We start from the raw sequence: 13,117 nt of genomic DNA, 5'->3' as shown, positions 1-13,117 counted from the left end.
TCATCTAACAATATCCGGTCAAAGCCTAAAAAATCAACACAATTATTGTTGAAATTCACCATTTTGCCAGGTTCCCTCTACACGGGTACCGTCAGCATAAACATAAGTTCCTTTACCATGTTTTTTCCCGTCTTGAAACTCACCTTGATATTGATCACCATCAGCATATTTACAAACAGCTTTACCGTTAAAATTGCCTGCTTGAAGTTCTCCTTCACAGCGATCGCCATTGGCAAAAATATACACGCCTTCCCCACTAATTTGACCGTCTTTAAATTCTCCTTCATAACGATTCCCATTGGCAAAAGTTAACACCCCTTCCCCTTCAGGTGTTCCGGCTTTAAATTCTCCTTGATAGCGATTCCCATTAGCATATTCTCGCACACCCTGACCATTAAATTGTCCGTTATTAAATTCCCCTTCATAGCGTCCGCCTTCAGCATAAATATAAACGCCTTCTCCCTGAAATTGTCCGTTATTAAATTCGCCTTCATAGCGATCGCCATTCGCCAAAGTATAAACCCCCTCACCCTGACGGCGACCATTAACCAACTCCCCTTCATAACGGTTTCCCGTCCCATATTCACAAACGCCTTGACCATTAAGTTGACCCTCTTTCACCTCGCCTTCACAGCGATCGCCATTGGGTGTAATATAAACCCCTTGTCCGCTCGGAGTTCCGGCGTTAAATCCCCCCTCATAACGCGCACCATTGCCTGAAATAAACACCCCTTGACCTTGAAAATCACCCGCTACAACTTCACCTTCATAGCGATCGCCGTTGGCAAATTCCCAAACCCCTTGACCTTGAAAATCACCCGCTTTAAATTCCCCTTGATAACGACCCCCATCAGCAAAGTTATAAACCCCAACACCTTCGGGTTTTCCGTCTACAAACATCCCCTCATACTTTGCACCATTGGGATATTCACAAACGCCTTGACCGTTTAATTTCCCATTACTAACTTCCCCTTCGCAGCGAGTCCCGTCCGGGGTAGTAATTTCAGCAGAAATCGCCGGATTTGTCAACAGAAATAAAAAAGGAATTGTCAATAAATAGATCAAACGAAACATGGCAAATCAAGACTGGATAAACTGCAAATTTTTTAGTTTAATGTAAATTGAATCGGTAAACGAACCGGACGACTTCCACCGCCATCAGGAGGCAAAAACCGCATCCGAGAAGCGGCTTCGAGAGCGGCTTCATCAAGATCGATATTCCCACTGGACTGCACAATTTCCAGTTGAGCAACGCGGCCATCGATTCCCACCAAACCCCGAACAATCGCCGTCCCTTCAACGCCTTCATTTCGCAGACTGTTGGGATATTGCGGCACACAGTTATCGACACAACTCAGGCGTCCACCGCCCGCAAAAGCCGTGTCAGTCTCATTTCCCGCGTCGTTTCCGGTTCCTCCCTCAACCCCATCAGGACGGCCCGGCGCCTCACCTCCCCGGCCATTTTCCAAAGGAGAACCCCCAAACGCCATGTCTCCCTGTCCGGGGGTTTGGCTGCCTGTGGGACTTTCACCGCTGCCAATGCCCGCAAAGGAGCCTTGTAAAGCAGAAGTTGATCCCGAGGTTCCGGGTTGAGGGACGGTGCCTTGAGTGGGTTGGGAACGCTCGGCCGCCGCCGCCCCCAAAGGCGCGGTTTCATTGGCATCTGGGGTTTCGGTGGGGGTGTTGGCTGCCCCCGTTTCCATTTCTAACTCACTCAAGGGGCTGGTCAGGGGGTCATTCGGGGCGATATCCGCCGAAGCCAGGGGTTCAGGAGGCGCAGACTCGGCGAGGGGTTCGGGGGGAACAGGATCGGGGAACGGTTCTTCTGCGATGGGTTCCGGTTCGCTCAAGGGTTCTTCGGACATTGCGGGTGGCTCGGGGGCAGGTTCCGGTGCGGGTGCGGGTTCGGGGGGCGGTTGCTCTGCGACGGGTTCCGGTTCGGGCGGAGCCAGGGGTGCGGGTTCGGGGGGCGGTTGCTCTGCGACGGGTTCCGGTTCGGGTTCGGGAAGGCTCTGGGGCGCTGGCGGGGCGGGTTGCAGCGATGCGGTTTCCGGCTGTTCGAGGGGAGGTTCTACGGGGGCGAATTCTTCAACAATTTCTTCGGGAATTTCTTCGGGAATGGGTTCGGGTTCAACAATTTCTTCGGGAATTTCTTCGGGAATGGGTTCGGGTTCAACCACCTCTTCTTCTGGTTCGGGTTCAATTTCTTCTTCTTCGATGACCTCTTCTTCTATCACGATAAATTCGATAGCATCAACTTCAGTAATTTCGAGTTCTCTATCCAGAAAACCACTAAATGCCAAAGCCAGTAGTCCGCCATGAAAGATGGCTGATGCAACTAGACCTCCGATGATCCAAAGTTTCACCTTTTGCTGGTCTTTATCTCGCTGTTCTAGGCAGGTTTCTGAGAGACTCATAACTGAAAATTTTCCAAAAACGATTCAGAAAGAAGGAGGAATTTTTAACCCTGATTTTATTCAGAATCGGGTTTTTTGGTGGCGATCGCGAGTTTTGCCCCTTCGACTCGCCGAATTTGATCCATGACTTCTACAACCTTTCCGTGATTAACCGCTTCATCTGCATTTAAAATCACAATTCGACTGTCATTGTTGGGGATGAGTTGTCGCAATGAATTTTCGAGTTGTGCAATTTCTATGCTTTCGCGATTGAGGGCAACTTCTCCCTCACTGTCAATGGTGATGGCGATTTGTTCGGTTTTTTGTTGTTGAGAAGTTGAGGCTTTGGGCAGGTTAACGGGTAATCCTTCGGAGCGGGTTAAAAATAGGGTGGAAATGATAAAAAATGCCAAAATTGAGAAAATGACATCAATCATCGGCACGATGTTAATTTCTGCGGGAGTATCAAGGTCGTCATCGATGAGATTGAGCATAATTTCACTGGTGATCAGGCTGACAAAATTTTTAATGGGTTTCAGGTTTCAATTAGACTTTATGAACCAGGGCATTATCTCGCAATTTATCATATTCATATTTACGACGATAAAGCAGTTCGAGTTGACCTCCGTATTCTTGGATGAGGGCAATTTGTCGTTTATAAAGGCCTCGAAAAGTATTGGCAAATAACACTGTAAAAATAGCTACGACTAACCCGATTACCGTAGAGGCTAAAGCTTCGCTAATCCCTCCCGTTACACCTGTGCTGCTACTGCCTCCAATATCACCAATTCGCAGAGAAGAAAAGGCGGTAATCAGTCCTAAAACGGTTCCGAGTAATCCGAGTAATGGAGAAACGGCAATAATGGTGTCAAAGACGGTATTAAAGCGCCGTAAAACGGGAATTTCTGCTTGGGCTGCGCTTTCGATCGCGATCCGAAATTCTTCGGGGTTGGGATCTTCAAGTTCGAGGGCTTCGAGAAAAATTCTCGCGATCGGAAGATCGGCATTGAGTTGCAGAAGATCCATCGCCTGTTGGGGATAGGACTTGTAGAGTTTGAGGGCATCTCGCACGACTTGACTCTGACGCTGCCAAATGCGAAACCAAAAAAAACCTCGCTCGATCACCAGGGCGATCGCTACCACTGAAAACACAAGCAATGGCCACGCCACAATACCTGCGTCTTGTACAAAACGACTAACTTCCATGGAATTCGGTTTTTGAGGTAGACAATGAAACTGCTAACGGATGCCTAACGTTATACCACGATCTCATTTAGATGAAAAGAGTTATCAATAAGATTTTAAGATTGACTAGCAGTTGACAAGATGAAGAAGAATCGGTAAACTCTATTTTTGCCGAGTCAAGTAAACCGTTCCGGGTTTTATCTGGCGGGCAAAAACTAGCTAAAACTAATACTGTGACTGAATTGTAGCGGTTATTCGTCATTGACCCAAAAGTGAACGGGTTGGGTTAATATCGGCTCTCAATCAATTCAGCTCAACTGCTATATAGAGCAGAAATAGTCTGACTAAATGAGACTAAACGTTAATTAAGTTTTTGGATAACTTGAGAATAGCTGACAATAATCTGGAGAAAGTTCCGAGAGTTTAATTCTGTTAAAAAGATTTAATCTCATTTAGACTCTAGTGTAATTATCACTGTTGTTATCGACTAACAAACAATAAACCCGTCTTGATGGGCTTTATATCGAGTCCGCTATAATCTAACCTGTTTTATTAATTGAGAAAAATTCTTAACCATGAGTAGTAGCTTTGACCCATCCGGTAACATTTTACAACTGACGACAGGCCCCGATGTTTTCACCGTCTTTCCCGGACAGCTTGCCAACTCACCAGGAGGTTTAGTGGCTTTAGCAGGCAATGACAGTGTAACCGGGTCAGCGGGTAACGACCTGTTGAATGGAAATGAAGATCGAGACACCCTATCCGGGAGTGGGGGGGGTGACACCCTGTTTGGAGGTCAAGGAGAAGATGAACTATTTGGACAGCAAGCCAATGACACCCTGTATGGGAACAAAGGGTTAGATAACCTCGATGGCGGCGATGGTAATGATTTATTATTCGGAGGTCAAGAGCAAGATGCTTTAGTGGGTGGCATCGGAAATGATACCCTTTCTGGTGATAAAGGAGAAGATTATCTGATCGGAAATGAAGGGGCAGATGTGTTTGTTTTGACTTCGGAAGGGGCGATCGCATCCAATCAATTTGGTGATTTTATCCTGGATTTTGAAAACAGCGATTTGATTGGATTAGCCGGAGGATTAACCGCAGGTAGTCTAACCTTTAGTGAGGAAAGTATTAATTTGGAAGACACCTTAGAGTTGTTACCTTTTGATTTGGGTTTGGCAGATTTAGCAGGACAAGGTGTGTTTAATCTCCCTTCTCTATTTAATGCCGCAGGTTCGGTAAACTACACAGAAGTTTCAACAGCCAGTGGCGAGGTGTTGGCTTCTGTGGTCAATCAAACCCCCGAAGATTTATCCAGTCGCATCATTTCCGTACAGTTTTAAACTTTAAATCTTGTTGTTGAGAGAGATAGAATTTCCCGAAAAAATAGACCTCTATTTTCTCTCTAATTTCTTTCCAAATTCCATTGTTAGCGTTAGTTTTGTGGACTTAGCAGCCTCAAGTTTTTCTGATGAAATTCGATGAAAATTACCTGTCATTTGTCTTTGCTACCTTGATGAGTATGGGAGTCATGCCCGTTGCTTTTGCTGAGTCCACTTGTTTACTAGAAGAAAGCAATCACCAAGCTGAAGAATTGACATCCGATTCGGTGAGTTCATTTTCCGAGGAGGAAACAACAAATTACTGTCAATCCCAACCTCAAGAAGGATCAGAAAAACCTGCCATATCATCAACACCAAATTCCCCAGTAACTCTTAGTTTATATAAACCAGAAATATCAGAATTTTCAACAATTCAAGAAGTAGAAGAACCTTTAACAGAAGCTAAATATCTGTTTTCCGAATTCTCTCCCCCTCCCCCTCAAAATTTTGAAGTTACCCAAGCCGAATCAGAAGTTGTAGAAATTACCGGAGTGAGTTTAAATCCCACACCCGGAGGCGTAGATATTGTCTTAGAAACCGCCAATCCAACAGCGCTGCAAACCTCAACTTCTATTGAGGGAAATACCCTAACCGCCGAAGTTTCAAACGCCGTTTTAGCTTTGCCCGGTGGGGGAGATTTTCAAGCCGAAAATCCAGGCACAGGAATTATTTCTGTGCGAGTCCAACAAATCGCAAATAATCGCGTTCAAGTTATTATTGTTGGACAAGATGCCATTCCGTTTGTAAACGTTAATCCGAGTGATGCGGGTTTAGTTTTAAGCGTTACTCCCGAAGAAGTTATTCAAATTACCGTTACCGCCACCAGAACCGAAGAAAGCCCCGATGATATTTCTCGATCTATTACCATTATAGAACGAGAAGAAATCGAACAGCAGCGAAATTTATCGATTAATTTAAGAGAAATTCTCGCTCGGGAAGTTCCCGGATTTTCACCCCCCGATTTACAACGAAACCAAAATGGAACCTTGCGAGGACGTCCGCCTTCTTATTTAATTGATGGTGTACCGATTGATTCTAACGGAATTCGAGGTTCATTTTTAAATATTTCCCCCGATGCGATTGAACGAATAGAGGTTATACGCGGCCCTAACGCCGTTTATGGTTCAGAAGCAACAGGCGGAACGATTAACTTTGTTACTCGAAAACCCTCGGAAGTACCTGTTACGAATGTCAGAGCTGGAGTTGATTTGTCCGGTGCAGATGATTCGTTTTTTGAGGGAGATAGTGATGGAAATATTCTGGAATATTCTCTATCAGGAGCAATTTCGCCCAAAGTAGGTTTTCGGGTAAATTTTTCCCGAGAGCGAACAGAAACCTATTATGATGGCGAAGGAGATCCGATTTTTAATTTTCGCCCCCTCGACCAAAGTGAAGCCTTTAATGCTTTAGCCAGTTTAGGGATTTATTTTACCGAAAAACAACGACTCAATTTCACCTTAAACTATTACTATAATGAGCGAGTAGAAAATAATTTAATTCTCGATCAAAGTGTTAATGATCTTCCCGCTGGAACCAGTAAAGCCAGAGCAATAGAAGTGGGCAATCAAGATTTTATTGATACAAATCCAGCTTTTAATCGTAATACTTTAGCAAACATGGTTTATAGCCATGACGATTTATTTTTTGGAAGTCAAGTTCAGCTTCAAGCTTACTACACTTCTAAACCTGAATCTCAAGGGGTTCAAGATGGTCGAGTCTTGCTGCAAGAGGTTTATGTGAGTCAAATTGATGTCGAAAACTGGGGCGGACGTCTACAAATTAATACCCCTTTATTTACCGGAGCGAGTTTATTTTGGGGAGCAGATTATAAACACGATAGACCCAGTAACACCTATGATATTATCGATGCAGACGAGTTTGACGAAAGTGGCGGTCGAGTGATTCGCAAAATTGAGGAGCGAACATTTATCCCGGAATACACCATTGGAGAATTAGGGATTTTTGGTCAATTTAAGTGGGAACTCGGCGATGATTGGGTGATTAATAGCGGTGCGCGTTATTCAAGTTTTGACGTGAGTATTCCCGATTATACCAGCTTTGAGGAGGTGGAAGTTGAAGGCGGCGATTTAAACTTTAATAACGTTGTTTTTAACGTGGGTACAGTTTATAAAATCACCGATCAATTTAATGTTTTTGTTAACTTTTCTCAGGGGTTTTCCTTACAACGATTTAGCGAGTTACTGACTTTTCCAGAAGAAGGATTTTCAATTTCTGAAGACGTTGACCAACTCCAACCTCAAAAAGTGAGCAATTATGAACTCGGAGTGCGAGGAACTTGGTCAAGTTTTGACTTTACTGTTGCAGGTTTTTATAATGATTCACAATTTGGGGTAGTTTCTGTTGATCGGGGTGATGGTTTATTCTTACCTGTACGCGCACCCAGACGCATCTATGGGGTAGAAGCAACCGTTGATTGGCAACCTTTTAATAAGTTACGTTTAGGGGGAACTGTGAGTTGGCAAGAAGGTGAAGTTGATATCGAAGATGAGGGAGATTATTTAGCAATTACCAGTACAGAAATTTCGCCTTTGAAAGTTACGGCTTATGTAGAAAGTGAATTTATACAAGGTTGGTTTAATCGTTTACAATTAATCGTGGTTGGCGATCGCGAAAGAGCCTTTGATGATGATATTGATTCCTCTCCGGTCGAGAGTTATACCGTTGTCGATTTTATTAGCACGATTCAAATCGGCCCTGGGTCGCTGAATATCGGAGTTGAAAATATTTTTGATAACTTTTATTTCCCCGTTGAGTCGCAAGTTTTAGGCGGAACGAGTAATGATAACCGTCGTCCGGGTCGAGGTCGAACCATTAGTTTTAATTACCGAGTCACCTTTTAGATGAATTATCAGTTCAACACTCAATTTTGGCAGCAATTTGGGTTAATTGCTAAACCCTATTGGTTTTCGGGGGAGAAAAGAAAAGCCAGACGTTCGCTGTTACTGCTGATTTTTTTATCTATTATAAGCAGTGGTTTTCTGGTTTTAGAAACCTTACAAAGAGGGGAAATTTTATCGGGTCTTGCCGAGCAAAATTACAGTCGATTTCTACAAGCAACCTTGCTTTTTTTAGGTTTAATTTTAATCGGTGTTCCCAGTTTAGCATTCAATAACTACATTCAAAGCAATTTAAGCCTACATTGGCGGCGTTGGATGACTCGCAACTTTTTAGAACGATATTTAGACCATCAAGCCTTTTATCACCTGAATACCAACTCTGAAGTTGATCACCCCGATCAACGAATTTCTGAAGATATTCGTGCTTTTACTCAACAATCTCTCTACTTTTTAGTTTTAATCTTTAATGCAGTCGTCCAACTGATTTTATTTATCGGCTTGTTATGGTCTATTTCTCATTTTTTAACTCTATTTTTGGTTTTGTATGCTTTGGTCGGGACGTTAATTGCTACCGTTGTTTTTGCTCGGAATTTAGCTAAAATTAATTATGTTCAACTCCAAAAAGAAGCCGAACTCCGCTATGGTTTAGTTCATCTTCAAGATCATGCTGAAGCAATTGCACTCTATCAAGGTCAATCTCAAACATCCCAAGGACTATATAATCGATTTTTACAAGTTTATCAAAACTTTAGCCGATTAATTAAATGGGAATTTAATCTTAGTTTATTTCAAAATAGCCTACAATATATCACCTTTATTTTACCAGTAATTATTCTTGCACCGAGTCTTTTATCAGGACAATTAGAAATCGGGGTAATTGCTCAGTCTGAATCTGCATTTGGTCGAATTTGGTTTGCACTCAGTCTGATTATTAATGAATTAGAACAATTAAGTGCTTTAGCTGCTTCAGCGACCCGTTTATTTATCTTAAATCAAGCCCTCAATAATTCCGATAAACTTTTTTATAAACAAACCATAAAAATCCAAGAAAGTCAACAGTTTAACATCGAAAATCTTATTTTAAAAACTCCAGATTATCAAAAGATTTTAATTCAAAACTTATCCCTAATTATTCAATCAAACGAATCTTTGTTAATTACCGGAGCTAGTGGAGTCGGGAAAAGTTCTTTACTGCGTGCGATCGCTGGTTTATGGACTTCAGGAGAAGGAAAAATCACTCGACCCCAACGAGAACAAATGTTTTTTCTTCCCCAACGTCCTTATATGATTTTAGGATCTTTACGTCAACAACTCCTCTATCCTCATTCAGAAAGTCACTATAACGATGAACAATTACTTCATGTTCTCAACCAGGTGAATTTACCTCATATTTCTACTCAATTTGGGGGGTTAAACTCGGTTATCAAATGGTCACAGGTGCTTTCACTCGGAGAACAACAACGTCTAGCTTTTGCGAGATTACTATTACATCAACCCCAATATGCAATATTAGATGAAGCCACCAGTGCATTAGACGAAGAAAATGAAGAATTACTCTATCAATATTTGCAAAAAATAGAAATTAACTTGATCAGTGTTGGTCATCGTTCCACACTCTTAAAATATCATCAACAGGTGTTAGAACTCTCAGAAAACTTCAATTGGCGTTTAATGGCTTCCCAGAACTATTATTGTTCTGACTCAAACCCCTAAAATTAAGTATGAAAAACATTAACTTAAAGCTTTTAAAAAAATTGTGGTCAGTGACTCATCTGTACTGGTTCTCTTCAGAAAAATGGGGTGCTATATTAATTTTAGTTTTAATTATAATTTTATCAATTATTGTCTCAGGTTTATTAGTGGCTGTCGCTATATTTTTAGGAGAAATTACATCCGCACTCGTCGCCCAAGATACTCAACGTTTTCAACAAGCATTACTGATCTTCGTCGGGGTGATTGTTATCGGTACTCTCTGCGGTTCACTCAAAGTTTATTGTCAAGCAAAATTAAGCCTTTATTGGCGACGATGGCTAACCCATTACTTTCTTAATACTTATCTAGAAAACTCGACATTTTATTTCATTAGCGAAAGTTATGAAATTGATAATCCCGATCAAAGAATATCCGAAGATATTAAAACCTTCACACAACAGTCAGTAATTTTATTTTCTATTTTACTAGATTCTGTTCTCCAACTGATCGCCTTTACAGGTACACTCTGGACAATTTCCCAGTTTTTAATGATTTTTCTCGTGAGTTATTCGCTGATCGGGACTTTATTTGCAACGTTATTTTTTGGTCGCATTTTAGTCGGAATAAACCTTGAGCAACTGCAAAGAGAAGCCGACTTACGTTATGGACTCATTCATATTCGAGAACAAGCAGAATCCATTGCTTTTTATCAAGGTCAACACCAAGAATTTAATCAAGTATGGAATCGATTTAAGCTCGTTTTTATCAATTTTAAATCTTTAATTCAATGGCAACTCTATCTTAACCTTTTTCAAAACAGTTACCAATATATAACATTTATTGTTCCCGGTTTAATTCTCGCTCCTCAGATCGTGTCGGGAGAACTGGAAGTCGGAGTTGTTACCCAAGCAGGAACCGCATTTAAAACGATTTTAATTGCTTTAACGTTAATGATCGCTCAACTGGATAAACTTAGCATTTTAGGAGCAACTATTAACCGTTTAGAACAGCTTAAAACCTTAATCACAACTTCACCAATTCGCAATTCAGACCAAAGGAAAATTAAAATTGTTGAAAGTTCTCACATCGCTTGTGAAAATCTCACCTTACAAACGCCCGATCATCAAAGAACAATTATCAAAAATTTATCCTTTTCTGTTTATTCTCAAGAAAATCTCCTAATTATTGGAGCAAGTGGAGTGGGTAAAAGTTCTCTTTTACGAGCAATAGCAGGGTTATGGAAATCTGGAGAGGGAGTCATTTTTCGACCCAAACGTGACAATATTTTATTCTTACCGCAACGTCCTTATGTCTTTCAAAGTTCTTTGCGCTATCAATTACTTTATCCTCAAGTAGAACGAGACATTTCTGATGAAAAATTATATTATATTTTGCAAAAAGTCAATCTTTCAAAGTTAGTAGAAGAATGGGAAGGATTAAATAAAATTGCTGATTGGAGTCGAATCTTATCTACAGGAGAACAACAGCGTTTAGCTTTTGCGCGTTTATTTCTCTATCAACCTGATTACGCAGTTTTAGACGAAGCCACCAGCGCTTTAGATCTCAAGAATGAAGCATTACTTTATCAAGAACTGCAAGCTTTTAATATTACCTATATTAGCGTTAGTCATCGGATGACTTTACTTCAGTATCATCAATCTCTTTTAAAACTAAAGTGAGATTAACGACTTGTGGAGTTTGATTTAACTATAAATGGCGGATAGTGAAAAGGGCGCTGCGGTTTGCGCCCCTACTATGTTTTTGAGAAAAATTACTTAGATTCAAGCAATTTTGACAGGGCTGTTTTTAGCATTTGAACAGCTTGATTAACTTCAGCTTCGCTCACAATTAAAGGTGGAACAAACCGCACCACTTTCGGGCCAGCCGGAACCAACAGTAAACCTTCTTCCATCGCTGCTTTAACAATTTCAATTGAAGTTAATTCGGCTTCTGCATTCAGTTCCAAACCATTAATTAAACCCCAACCTCGGACATCTACAATTAAGTTAGGATATTGAGTCGCTATCGACTGAAGTTGACTGCGAAGTTGTTCACCCCGCTGTTGAACATTCTCCAAAAGATTCTGCTGTTCAACCGTTTGACAAACACACAGCGCCACCGCACAAGCAAAGGGATTTCCGCCAAAGGTACTCGCATGATTTCCCGGTTCAAACACATCGCAAAACGACTTACAAAGCATCGCCCCGATGGGAATACCGCCACCCAGTCCTTTCGCAGAAGTGAAAATATCCGGTTCAATACCCAGATTTTCATATCCCCAAAGTTTACCACTACGACCCATTCCCACCTGCACTTCATCAAGAATCAACAAAATGCCTTTTTCGGTGCAGATTTCCCGAATTCTTTGGAAATAAGCCAAATCTCCCGGACGAACTCCCCCTTCACCTTGCAGGGCTTCGAGCATGATAGCCGAGACTCGACGTTCATTACTATCAAGTTCAGCAATAGTCGCTTCTAGAGCGGTAATATCGTTGTAAGGTGCGTAGGCAAACCCCGGAACAAGCGGACTGAAGCCTTTTTGATATTTGGGTTGTCCCGTCGCCGTAATCGTTGCTAAGGTGCGACCATGAAAGCTAGAATGAGCAGTGATGATCACCGGGTCAGCAATATTTAACTTGTCGTGAGCGTACTTCCGAGCGAGTTTAATCGCCCCTTCGTTGGCTTCGGCACCCGAGTTGCAAAAGAAGACTTTATCAGCGCAAGAATGAGCGGTGAGCCATTGGGCGAGTTCTCCTTGGGGGGGAACATAATACAAGTTGGAGACATGATGCAGCGTCTTTATCTGCCGGGTGACGGTATCAATCAACGCCGGATGAGCGTGTCCAAGCGTGCAAGTTGCAATTCCCGCTACAAAGTCCAAATATTCTCGTCCATCCGTATCCCAAAGACGACACCCCTCACCCCGTTCTAGAGCCAGGGGAAAACGTCCATAGGTATTCATCACATGAGCGTTAAACTCATCTGGACTGAAGGGCGTTGTATCGGTCGTTGTAGAGTCTTTAAATAGTGTCTTTAAGATCACAGTGAACTCCTAAACTTTAGCTTTAGTTTCTATCCTGACCTTGATTTTAGGCGAAAAATTTAGATTAGGGGCGTCACAAATGATTTGACATACTCCCCATTTCTAAAGAAAGGGGATTCTCCAAGCCTCACGGCTTTGGATTACTGATTCATTGACAACCCTTACACCAAGCTAGTTTCCTAACCTACTCCAGAGGGGTTCGTCTCCCCAGTCGTTCATCCCATTTCAGAGATAGTTGTTAAACTAAGCATAAACGTCACCGTTTTATACTCGTCTTCAGAACGGTGCATGAGACTTTCGTTCACACCGCTCCTCAATAACTAGGCACTTGTCTTGTGTACCTCATCGTGGCAGTGGCGATGTAATAAGGTTAAATTTTCCCATTTGCTGTTATGGTGATTCTTATCGATGTGGTGGATTTCCATGAGGTCATCCACGAAGAATCTGAGTCCACAATGAGAGCATTTTCCCTTTTGTTGATTTAGTAGGTAAGCGACTTTCTTTTTGGCTTCGGGATGTCTCCCCATTCGGGTTGACCAGTAAACCCAGTCCCCATCA

Annotated in this window: 10 protein-coding genes; 4 read left to right on the top strand and 6 right to left on the bottom strand. The window is 42.1% G+C overall.

Going from position 1 to position 13,117, the window contains the following annotated elements; translation table 11 throughout:
* Positions 1 to 42: 42 nt before the first annotated feature.
* Genes M595_RS14355 through M595_RS14340 form a run of 4 tightly spaced genes read right to left on the bottom strand, consistent with a single transcriptional unit; the run spans position 43 to position 3,602 of the window.
* Positions 43 to 1,074, bottom strand: a complete 1,032-nt coding sequence (locus M595_RS14355) for an MORN repeat-containing protein (RefSeq protein WP_023067050.1) — start codon at positions 1,072 to 1,074, stop codon at positions 43 to 45.
* 32 nt (positions 1,075 to 1,106) lie between these two features.
* The gene (locus M595_RS14350; protein ID WP_023067033.1) at positions 1,107 to 2,417 is read right to left on the bottom strand and encodes an energy transducer TonB; all 1,311 of its coding nucleotides are present in this window, start codon (positions 2,415 to 2,417) and stop codon (positions 1,107 to 1,109) included.
* Between the two features lie 56 nt (positions 2,418 to 2,473).
* Entirely contained in the window at positions 2,474 to 2,890 is a 417-nt protein-coding gene (locus M595_RS14345; RefSeq protein WP_023067046.1) for an ExbD/TolR family protein, read from the bottom strand.
* 52 nt (positions 2,891 to 2,942) lie between these two features.
* Entirely contained in the window at positions 2,943 to 3,602 is a 660-nt protein-coding gene (locus M595_RS14340) for a MotA/TolQ/ExbB proton channel family protein (RefSeq protein ID WP_023067052.1), read from the bottom strand.
* 554 nt (positions 3,603 to 4,156) lie between these two features.
* Between M595_RS14340 and M595_RS14335 the strand changes: the two genes are divergently transcribed.
* The 4 genes from M595_RS14335 (at position 4,157) to M595_RS14320 (ending at position 11,195) form a co-directional block, all read left to right on the top strand.
* Positions 4,157 to 4,927, top strand: a complete 771-nt coding sequence (locus M595_RS14335) for a calcium-binding protein (protein WP_023067043.1) — start codon at positions 4,157 to 4,159, stop codon at positions 4,925 to 4,927.
* A gap of 128 nt (positions 4,928 to 5,055) precedes the next feature.
* Entirely contained in the window at positions 5,056 to 7,827 is a 2,772-nt protein-coding gene (locus M595_RS14330; protein WP_083492825.1) for a TonB-dependent receptor domain-containing protein, read from the top strand.
* Complete coding sequence (locus M595_RS14325) at positions 7,828 to 9,537, top strand: ABC transporter ATP-binding protein/permease (RefSeq protein ID WP_023067032.1); 1,710 nt, start codon at positions 7,828 to 7,830, stop codon at positions 9,535 to 9,537.
* Between the two features lie 8 nt (positions 9,538 to 9,545).
* Positions 9,546 to 11,195 (top strand): ABC transporter ATP-binding protein/permease, encoded by a 1,650-nt coding sequence (locus M595_RS14320; protein ID WP_023067044.1) that lies wholly within the window; start codon positions 9,546 to 9,548, stop codon positions 11,193 to 11,195.
* 92 nt (positions 11,196 to 11,287) lie between these two features.
* On the opposite strand, the gene M595_RS14315 is transcribed toward M595_RS14320, so the two are convergent.
* The gene (locus M595_RS14315; RefSeq protein WP_023067040.1) at positions 11,288 to 12,559 is read right to left on the bottom strand and encodes an aspartate aminotransferase family protein; all 1,272 of its coding nucleotides are present in this window, start codon (positions 12,557 to 12,559) and stop codon (positions 11,288 to 11,290) included.
* A gap of 320 nt (positions 12,560 to 12,879) precedes the next feature.
* A partial coding sequence (locus tag M595_RS14310; RefSeq protein ID WP_040483967.1) for an HNH endonuclease occupies positions 12,880 to 13,117 on the bottom strand: 238 nt, incomplete at its 5' end.

Source organism: Lyngbya aestuarii BL J (assembly GCF_000478195.2).
Classification (GTDB): Bacteria; Cyanobacteriota; Cyanobacteriia; order Cyanobacteriales; family Microcoleaceae; genus Capilliphycus; species Capilliphycus aestuarii.
Note: the sequence above shows the minus strand (reverse complement) of the source record. Positions and strands in the feature narration are given on the sequence as shown.

Excerpts from the sequence above, each read along its gene's own strand:
- M595_RS14355 (WP_023067050.1), bottom strand. The coding sequence starts at position 1,074 with ATGTTTCGTTTGATCTATTTATTGACAATTCCTTTTTTATTTCTGTTG.
- M595_RS14340 (WP_023067052.1), bottom strand. The coding sequence starts at position 3,602 with ATGGAAGTTAGTCGTTTTGTACAAGACGCAGGTATTGTGGCGTGGCCA.
- M595_RS14350 (WP_023067033.1), bottom strand. The coding sequence starts at position 2,417 with ATGAGTCTCTCAGAAACCTGCCTAGAACAGCGAGATAAAGACCAGCAA.
- M595_RS14320 (WP_023067044.1), top strand. The coding sequence starts at position 9,546 with ATGAAAAACATTAACTTAAAGCTTTTAAAAAAATTGTGGTCAGTGACT.
- M595_RS14335 (WP_023067043.1), top strand. The coding sequence starts at position 4,157 with ATGAGTAGTAGCTTTGACCCATCCGGTAACATTTTACAACTGACGACA.
- M595_RS14330 (WP_083492825.1), top strand. The coding sequence starts at position 5,056 with ATGAAATTCGATGAAAATTACCTGTCATTTGTCTTTGCTACCTTGATG.
- M595_RS14325 (WP_023067032.1), top strand. The coding sequence starts at position 7,828 with ATGAATTATCAGTTCAACACTCAATTTTGGCAGCAATTTGGGTTAATT.
- M595_RS14345 (WP_023067046.1), bottom strand. The coding sequence starts at position 2,890 with ATGCTCAATCTCATCGATGACGACCTTGATACTCCCGCAGAAATTAAC.